The 20604-nt window shown below is 58.1% G+C and carries 16 protein-coding genes; 11 read left to right on the top strand and 5 right to left on the bottom strand.

The annotated features are described in order from the left end of the window. Positions 1-162 precede the first annotated feature (162 nt). On the bottom strand, positions 163-1440 hold the full coding sequence (locus QZR14_RS25120; protein ID WP_311998018.1) for a lysozyme inhibitor LprI family protein: 1278 nt from the start codon (positions 1438-1440) through the stop codon (positions 163-165). Between the two features lie 282 nt (positions 1441-1722). Between QZR14_RS25120 and QZR14_RS25115 the strand changes: the two genes are divergently transcribed. From QZR14_RS25115 to QZR14_RS25100, 4 genes are all read left to right on the top strand, one after another. Next, positions 1723-3327, top strand: coding sequence for a tetratricopeptide repeat-containing response regulator (locus QZR14_RS25115; RefSeq protein ID WP_250605910.1), 1605 nt, complete (start codon positions 1723-1725; stop codon positions 3325-3327). After that, complete coding sequence (locus QZR14_RS25110; protein ID WP_250605911.1) at positions 3324-4016, top strand: sensor histidine kinase; 693 nt, start codon at positions 3324-3326, stop codon at positions 4014-4016. The genes QZR14_RS25115 and QZR14_RS25110 overlap by 4 nt, the downstream gene beginning before the upstream one ends. 199 nt (positions 4017-4215) lie before the next feature. Next, the gene (locus QZR14_RS25105) at positions 4216-5457 is read left to right on the top strand and encodes a glutamine synthetase family protein (RefSeq protein ID WP_250606150.1); all 1242 of its coding nucleotides are present in this window, start codon (positions 4216-4218) and stop codon (positions 5455-5457) included. A 69-nt stretch (positions 5458-5526) separates the two neighbouring features. Then, positions 5527-6912, top strand: a complete 1386-nt coding sequence (locus QZR14_RS25100; protein ID WP_250605912.1) for an MFS transporter — start codon at positions 5527-5529, stop codon at positions 6910-6912. A 72-nt stretch (positions 6913-6984) separates the two neighbouring features. Here QZR14_RS25100 and QZR14_RS25095 read toward each other — a convergent pair whose 3' ends face one another. From QZR14_RS25095 to flgA, 4 genes are all read right to left on the bottom strand, one after another. After that, positions 6985-7731 (bottom strand): flagellar brake protein, encoded by a 747-nt coding sequence (locus QZR14_RS25095; protein WP_250605913.1) that lies wholly within the window; start codon positions 7729-7731, stop codon positions 6985-6987. A gap of 88 nt (positions 7732-7819) precedes the next feature. After that, positions 7820-8287: a flagella synthesis protein FlgN gene (locus tag QZR14_RS25090; RefSeq protein ID WP_250605914.1), complete on the bottom strand. Its 468-nt coding sequence runs from the start codon at positions 8285-8287 to the stop codon at positions 7820-7822. A gap of 48 nt (positions 8288-8335) precedes the next feature. Then, entirely contained in the window at positions 8336-8662 is a 327-nt protein-coding gene (gene flgM / locus QZR14_RS25085; RefSeq protein WP_123376398.1) for a flagellar biosynthesis anti-sigma factor FlgM, read from the bottom strand. Between the two features lie 148 nt (positions 8663-8810). Beyond that, the gene (gene flgA / locus QZR14_RS25080; RefSeq protein ID WP_250605915.1) at positions 8811-9572 is read right to left on the bottom strand and encodes a flagellar basal body P-ring formation chaperone FlgA; all 762 of its coding nucleotides are present in this window, start codon (positions 9570-9572) and stop codon (positions 8811-8813) included. Positions 9573-9654: 82 nt separating this feature from the next. On the opposite strand from flgA, the gene QZR14_RS25075 reads away from it, so the two are divergent. The 7 genes from QZR14_RS25075 to QZR14_RS25045 all read left to right on the top strand — a co-directional run bounded on the left by QZR14_RS25075 (position 9655) and on the right by QZR14_RS25045 (position 20490). Then, positions 9655-10587 carry a chemotaxis protein CheV gene (locus tag QZR14_RS25075; protein ID WP_008083695.1) on the top strand — a complete coding sequence of 311 codons (933 nt, stop codon included), beginning with the start codon at positions 9655-9657 and terminating at the stop codon, positions 10585-10587. Between the two features lie 46 nt (positions 10588-10633). Further along, entirely contained in the window at positions 10634-11461 is an 828-nt protein-coding gene (gene cheR / locus QZR14_RS25070; RefSeq protein ID WP_123453389.1) for a protein-glutamate O-methyltransferase CheR, read from the top strand. A gap of 325 nt (positions 11462-11786) precedes the next feature. Beyond that, a complete protein-coding gene (gene flgB / locus QZR14_RS25065) occupies positions 11787-12194 on the top strand; it encodes a flagellar basal body rod protein FlgB (protein ID WP_007917581.1) in 408 nt (135 codons plus the stop codon). Positions 12195-12197: 3 nt separating this feature from the next. Continuing rightward, positions 12198-12641 (top strand): flagellar basal body rod protein FlgC, encoded by a 444-nt coding sequence (flgC, locus tag QZR14_RS25060; RefSeq protein WP_003227217.1) that lies wholly within the window; start codon positions 12198-12200, stop codon positions 12639-12641. Positions 12642-12656: 15 nt separating this feature from the next. Then, complete coding sequence (flgD, locus tag QZR14_RS25055; RefSeq protein WP_007917578.1) at positions 12657-13382, top strand: flagellar hook assembly protein FlgD; 726 nt, start codon at positions 12657-12659, stop codon at positions 13380-13382. A gap of 30 nt (positions 13383-13412) precedes the next feature. Continuing rightward, positions 13413-14744 carry a flagellar hook protein FlgE gene (gene flgE, locus QZR14_RS25050; protein ID WP_311998017.1) on the top strand — a complete coding sequence of 444 codons (1332 nt, stop codon included), beginning with the start codon at positions 13413-13415 and terminating at the stop codon, positions 14742-14744. A 601-nt stretch (positions 14745-15345) separates the two neighbouring features. Further along, the gene (locus QZR14_RS25045) at positions 15346-20490 is read left to right on the top strand and encodes a beta strand repeat-containing protein (RefSeq protein WP_311998016.1); all 5145 of its coding nucleotides are present in this window, start codon (positions 15346-15348) and stop codon (positions 20488-20490) included. Positions 20491-20604: the final 114 nt, after the last annotated feature.

The raw sequence follows: 20604 nt of genomic DNA, 5'->3' as shown, positions 1-20604 counted from the left end.
AGTTTACTCGGCATAAAAGTTTGGGAAGATTATCTAGTTAAAAATTAAGGCCCCGTCGCAGTGGAGTTTGCGACGGGGCTTTTTGCATTAGCTTCGGCCGACGAATTGCTACGACGAGCCGTGACTGCATCATTGATCTTCAGCATCAGACTGGAGGCGCGCTTAACCTTCGTTCAGCTCAATTTTACCCATTGAGGTACTGACTTCGGTTATGTGTCGGCGACCGTAGACTTCGTAAGTGCGGCTGCCGTCATCGCTGTCCGGTTTTCGCAATGCCAGTTGCGCGAACAAACCATTCTTTTCGCTGTAACTGCCGAACCAGTCGATCAAGGCGCCGATGTAACAATCCATGCCAATGAAGACCGGCAGGTCGGCTACTTTTTCAATGCTGTAATGCGCCGGGCCAAAGCTGTAGTAATCGTTTTCACCGGCGCCGGTAGCCGGAATAGGGCAGAGCGGTTCTTTTGAAGGGATAGCAGCGGTTTCATTTACTTTCGCCACTGCCAGATTGAGCGCTCGGTGCAGATCGGGTTCGAGTTGAAACGTGCTGTTGCCGTCATCTTTGTGTTGAAGAACGGGCACGTCGAGGTCGTAGTGATAACGGATTGTCACCGTAGGCACCTGGACGTTGATTTGCAGCGGGTTGAGCAAGTAGATCCGATCAACGCCGTACTCGCTGTTTCGATAAGCCGCGTAAGTTTTGCCACGCAGGCTTATCCAGTCCACTGACTGATTGGCGCCGCGATCATTGGTATAGAACAGCGAACTTTCGGGCTCAACAGAGCGTTTGACGAACCGTTCTCCGTCCCGACGCCAGGTTTCCACATAGGTGAACAGACCTGTGCCCCCGGCGTAGGTATTCACAATCAGATCGCGCTGCCCGTCGCCATTCAGATCCTGCAAAGTGTAAGAGGTCAGGCCGGTTTCGGCAGCGTCAGTGATCCGCGAAGCGGTCAACGCTCGCCATTCATTGGCAGTAACGCCTTTGGGTTGCGCAGTCGGAAAGTGCGTTATCGACGAATCCTCTTCACTGGCATCGCCGTGAAAACCGCCGGCAGTTGTTTTGACGGCGAGCGCGGCGAGTGCTCGGTCCAGCGCAAATTCGGGATCATCTTTACTGGCGGCTTGAATGCTCTTTTGCAGGTCGTCCAGCGCCTGTTCATCGAGGTCATCCGGTTGATAGGCAACGGCTGCCTGCCATTGTGCCAGCAGCACTTTCAGGCGCTCGCGATAGTGCTGATCCAGGCACGAAATGTCTTCGGCGCATTCGTTGCGCGCTTTCAGCCACAGTCGTTGAGTGCGCCTGAACTCAGGTTGTGCGGGAGCAGATACCTTGAATAAATCCCGATAAACCACACCCATCTGCGCATCCAGTTCACGCAACGATTTATTCGCGCAAACATTGTTTTCGACGGCATTCGCCGCTTTAGTGCAATCCATTCCAGCCGCCATTGCCTGCTGAACAAACAGCAACGCGCAGGCGGACACGATGCAGCGTCCTTTGATGTACACGATGTGAGCCTTGTAGTGGGAGATTGTCCTGGCGCGCAGAGTAAATGCTCGCAGAGGAATCTTGAAGCGCTGGCTTCAGGGAACCGCACTTCTGGCCGATAACCCATTCGGTGACTTCAAAGTCGTGCGAATTCGCTTGATAGCATTTGGCCGCCAGCTATCATCTGCGCGCCTGAAATTGCCCTCACTTCAATTGCCTGGAAATCTTCGATGCTGTCGTATCACCAAAAAAGTTTTCTGATCGTCGATGATTTCTCGGATTTCCGCAGTTCTGTGCGTTCAATGCTGCGTGAGCTTGGGGTCAAGGACGTCGACACTGCCGACACCGGTGAGCAGGCGCTGAAGATGTGCGCGCAGAAGTCCTACGATTTCATCCTGCAGGATTTCCATCTCGGCGATGGCAAGAAAAACGGCCAGCAGGTGCTCGAAGACCTGATGTCGGAAAAGCTCATCAGCCATGAAGCGGTGTTTGTCATGGTGACGGCCGAGACCAGCCAGGCCATGGTGCTCAGTGCCCTCGAGCACGAGCCGGATGCGTACCTGACCAAACCGTTCAACCGCTCCGGCCTGGCCCAGCGCCTGGAGCGTCTGGAGCAGCGCAAGACGTTGCTCAAACCGATTCTGCAAGCCCTCGACCGTGGCAAACCGGTCGAGGTGCTCAACGCTTGCATTGCCTTGTGCAAACAGGACATTCGTTATTCGCCGTTGTGCCTGCGTTATCGCGCCGATGCGCTGCGCGACATGAACCAGAACGAAGCACTCGAACGCCTGTACGACAGCATCATCGCTGACCGCCCGTTGCCGTGGGCGTTTGCCGGGTTGGGCAAGTTGCTGTTCAAGCGCGGTCAGGTGGCGCAAGCCAAAGGCGTGTACGAAAAAGCTCTGAAGGTGTTTCCGATGATGCCGGCGCTGTATGACGGCATGGCCGACGTGCTGGTTTCCGAGGGGGACACCAAGGGTGCGCAGCGGGTGCTGGAAGAGGCAATTCGCCTGTCACCGTTGGCGGTGCGCCGGCAAGCTTTGCTGGGCAAACTGGCGATGGCCAATGAAGATTTCGACACGGCTTCGCGCGCTTATCGCCAAGCGGTGGCGCAAGGCGCACAGTCGCGCTTCAAGGATCCGGAAAGCAACCTGGGCCTTGCCCATGCGCTGATCAGCAAAGGCAGTGAGCGCGGTCTCGACACGCGCACGCGGCTGGAGATCAACACCACGCTCAGTGCGGTGGCCAAAGAGAACCCGACCGACCCCGGCCTGCAGATTCGTGCGCGCCTGATGAAAGCCACGAGCCTGCTGCTCAACGATGCCGAGACGGCGGACAAGCTCACCGAGCAAGCCTTGATGCGCCTCGACGGCATGGAGCAGTTCATGAGCCCTGAGGCAGCGCTGCTGGTCGCCAAGCAATTGCAGATGCTCGGGCAGGCCGAGGCGGGCACCTCGATGCTCAAGAGCTGTGCGGAGATCTACGGTGACGATCCGGCAGTGATGAAAGACATCGCCAAGCTCACCGATGACCCGACCATTCTCAGTTCCAGTAACGCCGCCGCCGACCTCAATCGTCAGGGCGTGCGCGTGTACAAGACCGGCAACCTGGTGGAGGCCCGCGAGGTCTTCCGCAAGGCACTGAAGATGCAACCGAAGAACATCAGTATCGCGCTGAACATGGCCCAGTCGCTGCTCCACGGCACCGACACCAGTGTGCCGTCGGCGGAGCTGGAAGAATGTCGGGCCTGCCTGAAAATGGTCGGCCTGATGCCCGACACCGACGCGCGTTTTGCGCGTTATCAGAAGCTGAAAAGCAAGGCGTTTGGCGAATGAATCACGACGAACAAGCTCTGGATTTTTCCACGGTGATCGCCTCCACCGTCCACGACATGAAGAACTCGCTGGCCATGCTCATGCAGGCCCACAGCCAATGGTTGGCGCGCTTGCCCGAGGCCCAGCGCCAAGGCGCGGAGCAGGGCGTGATCGACTTCGAGTTCGCTCACCTCAACGGCATGCTGGTGCAGTTGCTCGGGCTGTATAAGCTCGGCGTCAACCAGCTGCCGCTGCAACCGGCGTACCACGAACTCGATGACTTTATCGAGGCGCAATTGGCGGCGCATCAAGAGGTGTTCGCCAGTCGCGGTATCATCGCCACCTATGAAGTCGATCCGCTGAGCCCGCTGGGTTTCTTCGACCGAGAGCTGATTGCATCCGTGCTCGGCAACTGCATCAACAACGCCATTCGTTATGCTCGAGAATCACTGCTGATCACCGTCAGTGACGAAGCCGGGCAACTGGTGCTGAGCATCAATGATGATGGCGACGGTTACCCGGCCGAGATGCTCGAGCGCCAGGCCGATTATGTGCAGGGCATCAATCACAGCACTGGCAGTACCGGACTCGGTTTGTATTTCGCCAATCGCATCGCGGCGCTGCATCAGCGCAATGGTGTCGAAGGACGCACCGAAATCCGCAATGGCGGAGCGCTTGGCGGCGGGGTGTTCAGCCTTTATTTGCCGTGAAAAAGTTTTTGTTTGACGCTGCTTGATATTCCGAACAGCCGGAGCCTATTTTGTACGGGTCGCCGTTCGCGGCTCGCACAATAACAAGGATTGCGTCATGACAACCGATGGCCAGCGTTCACTCGCGCAGCGATTGACCGGCATTGATGAGATTGAATGTGTTACGCCGGATCTGAATGGCGTGCCACGCGGGAAAGTAATGACCGCCGAGGGTTTCCTCGAAGGGCGGCGTTTGCAACTGGCGCGTGGCGTGCTGTTGCAATGCATCATGGGCGGTTACCCGGCAGCACGGTTCTACGGCAGCGACGACGGCGATCTCGCCCTGATTGCCGAACCGACCCAGATCCATCGTTTGCCATGGAGTGACGAGCCGCGTGCCCTCGCCATTTGCGACGCGGATGAACTGACCGGCGAAAGCTCCAACCTGTCGACTCGTGGTCAGCTCAAGAAAGTCATTGCCCGTTATGCCGCGCGTGGCCTAGCGCCGGTGGTGGCGACCGAGCTGGAATTCTTTGTCTTCGCGCCGAATACCGATCCGACCCAGCCGTTCCGTCCGCCAGTAGGCCTGGATGGGCGTCGCGAGGATGGCCAATCAGCGTTCAGCGTCAGTTCCAATAACGGTCTGCGGCCGTTCTTCAACGAAGTCTATAGATGCATGGCGGCACTCGGTCTGCCGCGCGATACCTTCATGCACGAGATGGGCGTCAGCCAGTTCGAGATCAATCTGCTGCACGGTGATCCACTGTTGCTGGCCGATCAGACGTTCCTGTTCAAGCACCTGCTCAAAGAGGTTGCGCTCAAGCATGGTTTGACCGTGGTGTGCATGGCCAAGCCGCTGGCACACACGCCGGGCAGTTCGATGCACATTCATCAGAGCATCGTCGAGATCGGCAGCGGCAAGAATGTCTTCAGTGACGAGCACGGTGAACCGACTGCGCTGTTCCGCCACTTCATCGCTGGCCAGCAGGCGGGCATGGCCGACTTCACCGCACTGTTTGCACCCAATGTGAATTCCTATCAGCGCCTGTGCCATCCGTACGCATCGCCGAACAACGCGTGCTGGTCGCACGACAATCGGGCGGCCGGGCTGCGAATTCCGGCCAGCTCGCCGGTTGCCCGTCGGGTGGAAAACCGTTTGCCGGGCGCCGATGCGAATCCGTATCTGGCGATCGCCGCCAGTCTGGCTGCCGGTTTGCATGGCATCGAGCATGAACTGGAACCGAGCGAGGCGATTCAGGGCGAGTTCGCGGTGCCGGACAATCTTGCACTGCCGTGTACCTTGCATGCCGCACTCGAACGTCTGAAACGTAGCCAATTGGCGAGGGAACTGTTCGGACAGGAGTTCATCGAAGGCTACATCGCTTCGAAGACCATGGAGTTGACCAGCTTCTTTGATGAAATCACTCCCTGGGAACGGCGTGTTCTCGCAGCCCAGGCCTGACGTACCGCCGCCATCGGGCTATCGTTCTGGTAGCCCGATATTTACTGCAAGGAGCCGCTCGGAACGCCGATGCGCCAAATCTGGAAATCCTTTCGAGCACTGTATTTCGCCTCGCTGATGATGTTGATCGGCTCGGGCCTTCTATCCACTTATCTGGCATTGCGTCTGGCCGCTGACAATGTCGACGGCCTCTGGGTCGGTGCGCTGATGGCGGCCAACTATTTCGGCCTGGTGCTGGGCGGCAAGATCGGTCACCGATTGATCGCCCGGGTCGGGCACATCCGTGCTTATTCGGCCTGTGCCGGGATCGTCGGGGCGGCGGTGCTTGGCCATGGTCTGGTCGATTGGCTGCCGGCGTGGCTGGTGCTGCGGACCATCGTCGGTCTGGGCATGATGTGCCAGTACATGGTGATCGAGAGCTGGCTCAACGAGCAGGCGGACGCCAATCAGCGTGGCCTGGTGTTCAGCGGATACATGATCGCTTCGTACCTGGGCCTGGTGCTCGGCCAACTGATTCTGGTCATGCATCCGGGCCTGGGGCTGGAACTGCTGATGCTGGTCGCGCTGTGCTTTGCGCTGTGTCTGGTGCCGGTGGCGTTGACTCGACGGATTCACCCGGCGCCCCTGCATCCGGCGCCCATGGAGCCACGCTTCTTTATCAAGCGCGTGCCGCAGTCGTTGAGTACGGTGCTGGGAGCCGGTTTGATCATCGGTTCGTTCTATGGTCTGGCGCCGCTGTATGCCTCGCAGCAGGGGTTGTCGACCGAGCAGGTCGGTTTGTTCATGGGTAGCTGCATCTTCGCCGGGTTGCTGGTGCAGTGGCCGTTGGGCTGGTTGTCCGATCGTTACGACCGGGCGCTGCTGATTCGCTGTTTTGCCGGGTTCCTGGCGGTGGCGGCGTTGCCGTTGGCGATTCTGCCGCAGGTGCCGCTGGAGGTTTTGTTTGTTGTCGGGTTCATGTGCTCACTGGTGCAGTTCTGTCTGTATCCGCTGGCGGTAGCGTTTTCCAACGACCACGTCGAAGGCGATCGTCGCGTTTCGCTGACGGCGATGCTGCTGGTGACCTACGGGGTTGGCGCGAGCATCGGGCCGTTGTTGGCAGGTGTGCTGATGAAGTTGTTTGGCAGCCAGAGCCTGTATGCGTTCTTCAGCTTCTTCGCGCTGGTGCTGGTGTGGCGGATCCGGCCGAAAGCGGTGACCAATCTGCATCAGGTCGACGATGCGCCGCTGCATCACGTGGCCATGCCCGACAGCATGTCCAGCTCACCGCTGGTGGCGGCCCTCGATCCTCGGGTAGACGAGCAGGTGGTGCAGGAGCAGATGGTGCAGGACCCTGTGCAAACGCCGGCGACTCCCGAGCCTGAACCCGAGCCTCAGCCAGAGCCTGCGGCAGAAGTCGAGCCGGATAGCGGCGATGACAAACCTGCGCCCGATCTCAGCGGCGGCAGACCCTGAACTGAACAAAAACCACGCGCATAAAAAAGGGCAGTCCCCTCAAGGACTGCCCTTTTTATTGGCCGCAACGAATCAGAGATCGTCTTTGTCGAAACGGCGTGCTTCACGTTGCAGCTGATACACGAAACGCTCAACGTTGCGCGCAGCCTGACCACTGATGTTGTGGAAGCGCAGGCCGGCAAAAGTGATGTTGAGTTTTTCTTCGAAGTGCAGGTAGCGCAGTTCGACGGAGGTCGGCTGATTGCCGAACAGCGGCGGGGCGATCAGGCGGTCATAGACCTGGCCCAGTTGCAGGCGGTCAGTGATATCGCCTTCGAAGCGCAGCTTGCAACCGGTCGCGGAGATATCCAGCAGTTTGCCGTTGATTGGCGCCTTGAGCTTTTCGCCGCCCAGTTCAACACTGACCAGATCGGTCAGTTTCAGCGCGGCGCGGAAGGCATTGCGGCGCTGGTGGTAAACCACTTCGGTCGGCAGAGCGCCGGTGTAGAAACGATCGCCCTCGGATTCTTCGATATTCAGCGTGCCTGTGCATTCCCAGGCAATCCGCACGCCGTCATGAAAACCTTCAACCTTGAACGGCTCCCCGGCCTGCAGAAAGCGTTCGCCATCACGCGGGATCATCTCGTCCAGTGCGATCGAAGCGCTGTCGCGGTCGACTTTGATCAGGTAGCTCTGGAAGCGCTGGCTGCGCTCATGGAAGGTGATGATCAGCGGATCGTGGCTTTCTTGCAGCTGGCGCAGGTTGCTGGAGATTTCCAGTGGCGTGGTGAGCACCTTAGGGGGCTGCGGAGCATCATCCGCGCTGAGGGCGTTGGACACGGTTTATCAATCTCCAGACAAAATATGACTACTAGCCAGCATTTTGCCAGCATGTTTCGCGGGTAGATAGTGCTGGCGCATCAACGGCTCATGCCTGGCTGAGCGGACGCGGTGTGGCGGGTTTGGCAAATGTACCGCTGGCGTTATAAAGCGCTGGCGCTTCACCACCGGTGAGGATCTTCAGCTGATTGGCCGTGGCGATCTGCTGGATCTGGATCGACTGGCCATTCTTGAGGTTGGCGGCCTGGCATTGAGCGATCAGATCGGTCAATGCGTCGCCTTGCGTCAACAACTGTTCGCCAATGCTCGACTGGCTTGCCAGTTGCTCAAGACCTGAACGATCAGTCGGCAGGTTGAGGCTGGCGAGGATTTCACTGCGCTTGCGGCCATGCTGTTCAAGCAGAATGATCAATGCCTGTTTGTGCGCCAGAATTTCTTCCAGCAACGGCATGTCGCGACCGTGCAACGCGAGGGATTCGGTTTGCAACAACTCCAGCAATTGTTGAGCTGGAGCAAAGTCGTCGTTGATCAATTGCAATAAATTAGTGTCGTGCATGGCTGGCCTTGGGTTTTAAGCGTCCAAAAGCCTGGCGCCGGCAAAAGCCTAGCGCTGGGCTTCGAAGTTGAGCAGTTTGCTGGCTACACGGTTGCTGTCGACTTTATAGCTGCCATCGGCAATCGCGGCTTTCAACTCGGCCACACGGGCTTTGTCGACAGCAGGTTGATCGCGCAGCTTGTCAGTGACCTTCTGCAACTGTTGAGCCTCATTGCTGAGGTGTACCGATTCCCCGCTTTTTGCGGTACTGGCCGTTTCGGCCTGGGTATTCAGCGGCGCGGAGGTGCCGGTTTCGGCGGTTTCCTTGGCGTTGCTGGTACGTGTACTGCCCGTAAGTGACGAGGAGCTGTTCAAACGGCTGAAATCGATGACCATGATAAAAACCTCTGGGAATTTGGACGCTTGCCATGTTTTCGGCCATCCCCTGGAAAACTTTAGGCACATTTACAATGAGCCTTGCATGCGCCGGCGCGTGTCCTGCTGCGGCACAGTTTAGGGAACAGCCGGGGTCAGCGCCAGTTTTCTACATCGCCACTTCCACTTGGCCCGGCGCGGTGACTTGCGCCTTGATGACCCGTTGCGAGTTGAGGTTTTTCACCCGGATCTGCTCTTTCAGACCGCCATTGGCCAGCGCTTCCCCGGGCATGCGCACAGCGAGTGTGCCGCTGCGGGCAGTAATGACCACTTGATCGCCCTTGCGAATGACTTCTGCTTGTTCCAGATGAACCAGGGTAATGACCTGATCGGCTACCGTTGGTCGGGTTAATTTCTGCCCGATCGCTTCGTCAACGGAGGTCAGGAAACCCTGATTGATCTGACTGATGTCGCGTTCACGCAAGGTCACATCCTGCGGCTCGATAATCCCGGCCCGTTTGAGCGGGCGCGTGGTGGTCACAATCTCGCGAAACAGGCGGACTTGAGCGGGCACGAACACGGTCCAGGGCGAGGCCCCCTCGCAGCGGACCTTGACGGTAACCCGGCCCAGCGGACGTGCCGGACTCTCCAAAGTCGCTGTCAATTCCTTGTCGCACATAGGCATGCGCATACGTGGATCAAGCTGGTTTACTTCGATTTCGTAGCGGCCTTCCGTTTGACTGCTAGCCAGATAGTCTTCTACGGTGAACTCAAGAAAGCCCTGAGTGACGCCGATAAGCATGTCAGGCAAGGTAACCGCATCAGCAATGGCAGGGCTGCCAGCGAAAAAGCAGCAAATGGCGGACATCGCGCAAAGCCCTCTGCGGAGGGGCGATGTCAGGCGTCGAAAAAATGTCGTTTGAGCGTTCATACGAGTTAAAAAGCAAGCGCCGTGCCGTTTAGCAATGAATGTGCGTCGCAACAACACTTGGCGTTGGTGTAGGAGTCTGGGCATGGCTGGTGTAATGGATTCGGTGAACCAGCGCACGCAACTGGTGGGGCAGAATCGCCTGGAGCTGTTGTTGTTCCGTCTTGACGGTCAGCAGCTCTACGGAATCAACGTGTTCAAGGTGCGGGAAGTGTTGCAGTGCCCGTCACTGACGTTGATGCCCAAGTCCAGTCCTGTCGTGTGCGGGGTGGCAAATATCCGGGGGGCGACCATTCCGATCCTTGATCTGGCAATGGCCACCGGTTCCGGAGCGTTGAAGGACAAGAACAACCCGTTCGTGATCATCACGGAGTACAACACCAAGACCCAGGGTTTCCTGGTTCGCTCGGTGGAGCGCATCGTCAACATGAACTGGGAAGAGATTCATCCACCACCCAAGGGCACGGGGCGCGATCATTACCTGACCGCTGTGACTCGGGTGGACAATCAGTTAGTCGAAATCATCGACGTCGAGAAAGTGCTGGCCGAAGTTGCGCCGACACCGGAAGCGATTTCGGTGGGCGTGGTCGATGTCGAGACCCAGACCAAGGCACTCTCGTTGCGTGTCTTGACGGTCGATGACTCGTCAGTGGCGCGCAAGCAGGTCACGCGTTGCCTGCAGACGGTCGGCGTTGAAGTAGTAGCGCTGAACGACGGCAAGCAGGCGCTGGATTACCTGCGCAAGCTGGTCGATGAGGGCAAGAAGCCGGAAGAAGAGTTCCTGATGATGATTTCCGACATCGAGATGCCGGAGATGGACGGGTACACACTGACGGCCGAGATCCGCGCTGACCCGCGCATGCAAAAGCTTCACATCATCCTGCATACTTCGTTGTCCGGGGTATTCAATCAGGCGATGGTCAAGAAAGTCGGTGCCGATGACTTCCTGGCCAAGTTCCGTCCTGATGACCTGGCATCCCGGGTAGTCGACCGGATCAAAGCAGCAGATATCAGCTAGGGGCGTTTTGCTCCTGGCGGTCAACACGATTTAAGAGGCGGCATCATTGTCTACGGGTAATTTGGATTTCGAACAGTTCCGGGTCTTCCTGGAAAAAGCCTGTGGCATTTTGCTCGGTGAAAACAAGCAGTACCTGGTCTCGAGCCGTCTCAACAAACTGATGGAGCAGCAAGGCATCAAGTCTCTGGGTGAGCTGGTTCAGCGCATCCAGACCCAGCCGCGCAGCGGTTTGCGCGAACAGGTGGTCGATGCCATGACGACCAACGAAACCCTCTGGTTTCGGGATACCTATCCGTTTGAAGTCTTGAAGAACAAGGTGCTGCCTGAAGCGATCAAGGCCAGCCCCAACCAGCGCCTGCGGATCTGGTCGGCAGCCTGCTCGTCGGGTCAGGAGCCTTACTCGCTGTCGATGTCGATCGACGAATTCGAGCGCAGCAACCTCGGCCAGTTGAAGATGGGCGTGCAGATCGTTGCCACGGACCTGTCCGGCAGCATGCTGACCAACTGCAAGACCGGTGAGTACGACAGCCTGGCCATTGGTCGCGGTTTGTCCGCCGATCGTTTGCAGCGGTACTTTGATCCGAAAGGGCCGGGCCGCTGGGTGATCAAGGCGCCGATCAAGAACCGGGTGGAGTTCCGTTCGTTCAACCTGCTCGACAGCTATGCCGCGCTGGGCAAGTTCGACATCGTGTTCTGCCGCAACGTGTTGATCTACTTCTCTGCCGAAGTGAAGAAAGACATCCTGTTGCGCATTCACAGCACGTTGAAGCCGGGCGGGTATCTGTTCCTTGGCGCTTCTGAAGCGCTGAACGGTTTGCCGGATCATTACCAAATGGTTCAGTGCAGCCCGGGGATCATTTACCAGGCGAAGTGAAGCATATGGCAAAAGAAGGGAGCCCTCAGGGGCTCCTTTTTTTTGCCGCATGCTTCACGTAGGAGCTGCCGAAGGCTGCGATCTTTTGATTTTGTTTTTCAAGATCTAGATCAAAAGATCGCAGCCTTCGGCAGCTCCTACAGGGAGGGCTGTTAACAGGGCGAAGCGGCAGAAAAGCGGCATCCGGCGGTAACCGGTTGCCGCTTTTCTGGCATTGCCGCTTTGCCGACTCCCGGCAAAGCCCCGGTTTACGCGGCTTTCACAGTTTGGCACGACGCTTGCTAAAGCTCAGTTACGAAAAACCGGTCACCTGAAGGTTCCCGACATGAGCATCAGCTTCGATAAAGCGCTCGGCATTCACGAAAAGGCATTGGGCTTCCGCGCTCAGCGTGCCGAAGTGCTGGCCAACAACATCGCCAACGCCGACACCCCGAACTACAAGGCTCGGGATCTGGACTTCTCCAAAGTGCTTGAAGCACAGACCCAGAAAAACGCCAACGGCACTATCGCCCTGAACATGACCAACAGCCGTCACATCGAAGCTGAAGGCCTGGGCAACGGCGACGAATCGCTGATGTATCGCACGCCGATGCAACCTTCGATCGACCAGAACACCGTGGACGCTCAACTGGAACAGTCGAACTACGCGGAAAACGCCGTCGGCTTCCAGGCCAGCTTCACCCTGCTCAACAGCAAATTCAAAGGGCTGGTGTCAGCCCTGCGCGGAGAGTAATCCATGTCCCTGTCCAGCGTTTTCAACATTGCCGGCAGCGGCATGAGCGCACAGACCACGCGTCTGAACACCGTGGCCTCGAACATCGCCAACGCCGAAACCGTCTCGTCGAGCATCGACCAGACCTATCGCGCCCGTCACCCGGTGTTCGCCACCATGTTCCAGGGCGGCCAGAACAGCGGCAGCAATTCGCTGTTCCAGAGCCAGGACGCGGCCGGTCAAGGCGTACAGGTGCTCGGTGTGGTCGAGGACCAGAGCAACCTCGAAGCGCGCTACGAGCCGAACCATCCGGCGGCCGACGCCAAAGGCTACGTCTACTACCCGAACGTCAACGTGGTGGAAGAAATGGCTGACATGATTTCCGCGAGCCGCTCGTTCCAGACCAACGCCGAAATGATGAACACCGCCAAAACCATGATGCAGAAGGTACTGACCCTCGGTCAGTAATAAGGGGCGACTGCCATGAGTGTTTCCGATACCACCAGCAGCCTGAGCATGAATGACATCCTGGCGAACTCGTCGAAAAAGACCAGTTCGACCACCGGTGGCATTGCTTCGGCGACCAACAGCGCCACCGGCGGCCAGGCACTGGGCAAGGACGCGTTCCTGCAACTGCTGGTCACCCAGCTGAAAAACCAGAATCCGCTCGATCCGCAGGACAACAGTGCCTTCGTTGCGCAGTTGGCGCAGTTCAGCAGCCTTGAGGGGATTACCACCCTCAACAGCACTGTCAGCTCGCTGGCCGGCAACTACAACTCGTCGCAAGCCTTGCAGGCTTCGTCGCTGGTGGGCCGTAATGTGATCGTGCAGACCAACTCGGTTCAGCTCGACGATCCGAGCAAAGGCATGACCGGTTCGGTCACCGTTCCGTCGTCGATTGCCGGCGGCACCGTCAGCATCACCGACAGCAGCGGCGCGGTGGTTCGCACCATCGATCTGGGCAGTCGCGCCGCAGGCGCCGCGAGCTTCACTTGGGACGGCAAGGACAAGGACGGCAATCTGGTCAAGACCGGTACCTATACCGTCAAGGCCAACGCATCGATCAATGGTACCTCGACCGACATGGCGACATACCTGCCGGCTACCGTCACCAGCGTGACGATCAGCCAGACCGGTGGCGAACTGATGCTCAACCTGTCCGGCAAGGGCACCGTTGCCCTGTCCAAAGTACAAACCATTGGTATATAGAGCCGACTAACCGGCACAAAGGAGTGGAATATGTCTTTCAATATCGGCCTTAGCGGTCTCTATGCAGCCAACAAACAACTGGACGTGACCGGCAACAACATCGCCAACGTTGCGACCGCCGGTTTCAAATCGTCCCGTGCAGAATTCGAAGACGTCTACTCGGCCACTCGCCTGGGTAGCGGCAGCAAAGTCATCGGTAACGGCGTGCGCCTGGCCAACGTGTCCCAGCAGTTCACCCAGGGTGACATCAACAACACCGGTAACGTGTTGGACATGGGCATCAACGGTTCGGGCTTCTTCACCATGAGCAACAACGGCTCGGTGTCCTACACCCGTGCCGGTACGTTCAAGGTCGACAACGCCGGTTACATCACCAACACCGATTACACCTCGCGCCTGCAGGGTTACGGTGTGGACGCCAACGGCAAGATCATCAACGGCGTGTTGACCGACCTGAAGATTGATACCTCGAACCTGGCGCCGAAATCGACTTCCCTGGTGACGTCGAGCATCAACTTGAACTCGACTGCGCCGGTGATCAACGACGCAGTGGCGGCCGGCAAGTTTGATCCGAGCAAGCTTGAGACGTACACGAAGAACTTCAGCACTCCGATCTACGACTCGCAGGGCAACTCGCACGTCATGGATCAGTACATGGTGAAAACCGGCCAAAACACTTGGAAGGTTTACACCCTGGTGGACGGGCGTAATCCGGATGCAACCGGTAGCAATCCACTCACGACGCCTCCAACTGCTTCGACACTGACGTTTGACAGTTCGGGCAATCTGACCCAGGTCAGCACGCCTAACCCGGCGGATCCGACCAATCCGATCATCAGCAGCGACTTGAAGCTGACCAATTGGAAGCCGGGCAACGTGGTCAACGGTAACTTTGTACCTAACGGCGCAGCGGCCAACACGGCTGGCGTGACCATTTCCATGGCCAAGACCACTCAGTACAACGCTGATACCGCGCGTTCGATCCCGACTCAGGACGGCTACGCCACTGGCCAGATCACCAACCTGACCATCGACGGCACCGGTACGTTGTTCGCCAACTTCAGCAACAACCAGAGCAAGGCCATCGGCCAGGTTGCGCTGGCCAGCTTCACCAACGAACAAGGCCTGCAGGCTATCGGTGGCACTAGCTGGAAAGAGACTTTTGCTTCGGGTATCCCGGGCTACGATGCACCGGAAACCGGTACCTTGGGTTCGGTTGTTTCCAACTCGCTGGAAGAGTCGAACGTTAACCTGACCAACGAGCTGGTAGACCTGATCAAGGGCCAGAGCAACTATCAGGCGAACGCCAAGACCATCTCCACTCAGAGCACCATCATGCAGACCATCATTCAGATGACTTGATGTGATCTGAGCTGCATTGAAAACCGACGCGCCAATGCGTCGGTTTTTTTATGCGCGTTATTTGGGACGTGTGTTCAGGTTTATACCGTTTGTCGGTCGCTGTGGTGCGGAACTTGCAATCTCGGGAAACGGTGGCGGTGTGCGTCAAACTTTCATTCACTCCGCCTGTTTGCAAGCCGGGCCTAGGGTCCGGTGGCTTGGAAGCCATCAGTAGTCACCAGGGATGCAACACTTTGAACAGTCATGATTACGTCAGTGCGCCGATTGCGGTGCCAGCGCTCGACGCATCCGGCCGGGCCGTAGATGCCCGCACTGCCCGGGCAGTGCCGGTTGCTCTGTCAGTGCCCCCTCATTCAAACCGATTGAAATCAATTTTCCTGTTGCCGGGTTCACGCAGCAACGGCTGCGCAGCCGATGCCGTGCGCGGTGATTTTTCTGATCGTGTCGAGCATTAGCGCCCCGGCCCAAAGCGGTCGGACTTTTCCCAATGCTCGGGCCTTTTCGCAATCAAGCCTTACCTGCATCAGAGAGGGTGAGCCCCTGAGCACCAGGCGATTTAACGCAGTTTCCAACACAAACACACTCACACAAGGAAGATGTAATGGCGGTAATTTATGGCTCCAATGGTGCTGATTCGCTGCTAGGTACCATCGGCGATGATCAAATACGTGGTTTGGCGGGCGATGACGTGTTGAATGGTGGGGATGGCAACGACCTTCTCATTGGTGGCGAAGGGGCTGATCAGCTCATTGGTGGCGCAGGTTTCGACACCGCCAGCTACGAAGACGCCAATCAGGGAGTCGGCGTGACGATCAACCTGAAAACCGGCGTTAACTCCGGTCTTGCGGCGGGCGATACATTCAACGGTATTGAGGCGTTTCGCGGTACCAGTTACACCGACAACTTTGTCGCCGACGCCTCGGCCAACACGTTTGACGGCGTGATCGGCTACGACACCTTGAGCTACGCCACCTCCGAGCAGGCGATCAACCTGACGTTGACCGGCGTCAACGGCACCGGTCTGGGCGGCGATGCGCAGGGTGATGCCTTCAGTAACATGGACGTGGTTATCGGTACCGCGTTCGATGACGTCTTTACCCTGAACTCTGGCAGCACGAGCGTCTATGGTGGCGCCGGTAACGACGTCTATATCGTCAATGGCCCCTGGACTGGTGGCATCGGTGAAGGTGCCGGTGGCGGCGATGATGAGATCCGTACCAACCAGCTCAAAATGGGCATGAGTGGCGAAATCGAACGCTTGACCTACACCGGTACCGGCAACTTCACCGGCACAGGCAGTGCTGGCAATAACATCATCACCGGCGGCGTCGGCAATGACGTGCTGATCGGTGGCGCGGGGGCCGACCAGTTGATTGGCGGCGCAGGTTTCGACACGGCCAGCTACGAAGACGCCAATCAGGGTATCGGCGTGACGATCAACCTGAAAACCGGGGTTCACACCAGCCTGGCGGCGGGCGATACGTTCAACGGTATCGAAGCGTTTCGTGGCACCAGTTACACCGACAATTTTGTCGCCGATGCCACGGCCACCTCGTTTGATGGTGCGGGCGGTTATGACACCTTGAGCTACGCCACCTCCGAGCAAGCGATCAACCTGACGTTGACCGGCGTCAACGGCACCGGTCTGGGCGGCGATGCGCAGGGTGATGCCTTCAGCAACCTGGAAGCGGTTATCGGCACGGCGTTCGATGACGTCTTTACCCTCAACTCTGGTAGCACCAGCATCAGTGGTGGTGCCGGTAACGACGTTTACATCATCAATGGTCCGTGGACCGGTGGCATCGGTGAAGGCGCCGGTGGCGGCGATGATGAGATCCGTACCAACCAGCTCAAAATGGGCATGAGTGGTGAAATCGAACGCTTGACCTACACCGGTACCGGCAACTTCACCGGCACAGGCAGTGCTGGCAATAACATCATCACCGGCGGCGTCGGCAATGACGTGCTGATCGGTGGTGCGGGGGCCGACCAGTTGATTGGCGGCGCAGGTTTCGACACGGCCAGCTACGAAGACGCCAATCAGGGTATCGGCGTGACGATCAACCTGAAAACCGGGGTTCACACCAGCCTGGCGGCGGGCGATACGTTCAACGGTATCGAGGCGTTTCGTGGCACCAGTTACACCGACAATTTTGTCGCCGACGCCGCGGCCACTTCGTTTGATGGTGCAGGTGGCTACGACACCTTGAGCTACGCCACCTCCGAGCAAGCGATCAACCTGACGTTGACCGGCGTCAACGGCACCGGTCTGGGCGGCGATGCGCAGGGTGATGCCTTCAGCAACCTGGAAGCGGTTATCGGTACGGCGTTCGATGACGTCTTTACCCTCAACTCTGGTAGCACCGGCATCAGTGGTGGTGCCGGTAACGACGTTTACATCATCAATGGTCCTTGGGCAGGTGGCATCGGTGAAGCCGCCGGTGGTGGTGACGATGAAATCCGTACCAACCAGACCAGTATGGGCATGAGCGGCGAAGTCGAGCGCTTGACCTATACCGGGACGGGTAACTTCACCGGTACCGGCAACGCTGGCGACAACATCATCACCGGCGGCGCCGGCAACGATGTGCTCCTCGGCGGTGCAGGTGCCGACCAATTGATTGGCGGCGCCGGTAACGACGTTGCCAGCTATGAGGACAGCCTTGCTGCGGGTGTCACGGTCAACCTGAAAACCGGTGTACACACAGGCTTCGCCGCAGGCGATACCTTCTCTGGTATCGAAATCATTCGTGGCAGCAAGAACGGTGACACGTTCTTCAGTGACGCGCAGGCCAACATCTTTGATGGCGGCACCGCCGGTGGCGTCGATACCGTCGATTACTCGTTGTCGGCGCAGGCCGTGAACATCACGCTAACCACGCTCGGCGCCGGCAGTGGCCAGGGCGGCGACGCGCAGGGCGATACCTTTACCAATATCGAGAAAGTCGTCGGTTCGGGCTTCGACGATGTGTTTATCACCGGCTCCGCAGCCTCCCTGTTGCAGGGCGGGGCGGGTAACGATCTGTACATCATCAACGGCTCGCCCAATCAGTCGGTCATCGAATTGGCCGGTGGTGGTGACGACGAAATACGCACCTCGCTGAGCACCATGACCTTGAGTGCCGAAGTCGAACGCCTGACCTATACCGGCACCGGTAACTTCACCGGTACAGGCAATGCGGGCAACAACATCATCACCGGTGGCGTTGGCAACGACGTACTAATGGGCGGTGCGGGTGCGGACGTCTTCATCGGTGGCACGGGCCTCGATACCGTCTCCTACGACGACTCCACCGTAGGCGTGACGATCAACCAGAAAACCGGTGTTCACACTGGCATTGCTGCTGGCGATACCTTTGAGGGTATCGAGGTCATTCGCGGCTCCAAATACAGTGACACGTTCATGGCCGGCGCCGCTGCCGACAAGTTCGACGGCGGTACGGCCGGCCCGGACAACATGGACGTCGTCGACTACTCGCAGTCTGGAGCGGCCATCAACCTGACGCTGGTTTCCGGCACCGGCACCGGGACCGGTGGTGACGCCGAGGGCGATTCGTTCTCGGCAATCGAGAAGGTGATCGGTTCGGCGTATGACGATGTGTTCACCACTTCCACGTCCGGCTCCTTCACTTTGCAGGGGGGTGTGGGCAATGACGTCTACATCGTCAACGCCGGTGCCTCGGCGGTGATCATCGAAGCGCAGGGCGGCGGCGACGACGAAGTGCGTACCAACCAGCTCAGCATGGGGCTGCACAACAACGTCGAGCGCCTGACTTACACCGGCACGGGCAACTTCACCGGTCGCGGTAATGCCAGCGACAACATCATCACTGGTGGCGCCGGCAACGATACCTTGTTGGGCGGTGCGGGTGCCGACAGCTTTATCGGTGGTGCCGGTACGGACACCGTCAGTTATGACGACAGCACGGTGGCGGTGACGCTCAATTTCAAGACGGGCGTATACAGCGGCATCGCCGCAGGTGACACCTTCACCGATATCGAACTGATTCGCGGCACGCAGTACGCCGATACATTTATCGCCGGTGCCGGTGCGGACAAGTTCGACGGTGCTACGGGCGTGGATGTGGCGGATTACTCGCAATCCGCCCAGGGCGTGACGCTGACATTGGGTGCTGCCGGTATCGGCTCTGGCACGGGCACGGGGGGCGATGCCGAGGGAGACAGCTTTTACGGCATCGAAACCATCATCGGCTCGGCTTACAACGACGTCTTTATCGCTAATGCCAACTCGACCGGTTTCACTGTACAAGGCGGTTTGGGCGACGATGTTTACGTCCTCAACAACGCAAACTATGGCGCGATCATCGAACTGGCTGGCGGCGGTAATGATGAAGTGCGCACCAATCAGTCTTACTACCTCATGAATGCCGGGATCGAGCGCTTGACCTATACCGGTACCGGGATGTTCCAGGCGCGAGGCAATGCGCTCGATAACGTCATCACGGGCGGGGCCGGGGACGACATTTTGATGGGGGGCGATGGCGGCGACACGTTTATCGGTGGCGATGGTTTCGATACGGTCAGCTATAACGACATCGGGCCGGTTGGAGTGGTCATCAATCTCAAAACTGGCGAGCACACCGCAATAGCCAAGGGCGATACCTTCCAGAGCATCGAGAAGTTCGTCGGCTCGGGGCGCGACGACACCTTCATCGGTAATGATCAAATCAACAATTTTGACGGTGCTTTCGGGCGCGACACGGTCAGCTTCGCCTTTGAAAGCTCGGCCATCACCCTTGACCTCACTCAGCCACTGACCGGTGCCGCCGCAGGCGATACCTACACCAACATCGAAAACTGGGAAGGTACTGCATTCAATGACACGTTGATCGGTGGTGCCGGCGCCGAGACGTTTATTGGTGGCAAGGGCGCTGACTTTATCGATGGCGGTGCAGGTGTTTCCGATGAAGCCTGGTACATCGGCAGTTCGGCCGCGGTGCAAGTCGACTTGCAGGCCAATACAGTCACCGGCGGTGATGCGAGCGGCGATGTACTGGTCAATATCGAGGGGCTGCACGGCTCGTCATTCAATGACACGCTGACGGGTAACGTAGGCTGGAACACTCTCTATGGTGGCGCAGGCAATGACCTGATCCGCGGCGGGGACGGTAACGACTCGATTTATGGCGGCAACTACGAGCCTTACGCCATCAACGGTCCGGATCGCAGCGGTCCGGCCGAGGCGGATCAACTGTTTGGCGGCAATGGCAACGACAGCATGTTCAGCGCCAACAACGATGTCGGCAGCATCCTGCATGGTGATGCCGGTAACGACGACATTAACGTTTACGCCGGTATTGCCTACGGTGATGACGGCAGTGACTCGTTGGTGGGGAATGGGCCTGAGTATCAGCTATTTGGCGGTGCCGGTTCGGATACCTTGATCATGTCCGGCGGTGGTTATGCCTATGGTGGTGAGGGCAGCGATACCTACAAGGTGTTGTCTTCGACCAATGTCATGATCAAGGACGATGGTACTCAGGGCAGCGATAGAGTCGAGCTGCAGAATATCAAGTCGTATGCCGATGTGATCATCAAGACCGACGGCACCAATGCCTACATCTTCAATGCTGTGGAGTGGAATGCCGGCAAGCAGAACAATGCGGTGATTCTTGCGGACTGGTATGCCGGCTCGAACACCATCGAAACCTTCGCTACCGCCAATGGTGATACGTTCACCATTCCGGTAGTGGGGCAGGCGATGGCCGAGTCCTTTATGGTCTGATGAGGCACTGAAACCACAATGAGCGGCGAAACCTGTAACCGGGTTTCGCCGTTTTTTTTTTGCTTCGATTTTTATTCCAGACAAAAGAAAACCCCCGACACACCAGAAGTCTGT

The sequence above is a fragment of the Pseudomonas sp. rhizo66 genome (assembly GCF_031931925.1).
In the GTDB taxonomy this organism is placed as follows: Bacteria; Pseudomonadota; Gammaproteobacteria; order Pseudomonadales; family Pseudomonadaceae; genus Aquipseudomonas.
This window is presented reverse-complemented; position numbering and strand designations above follow the sequence as displayed.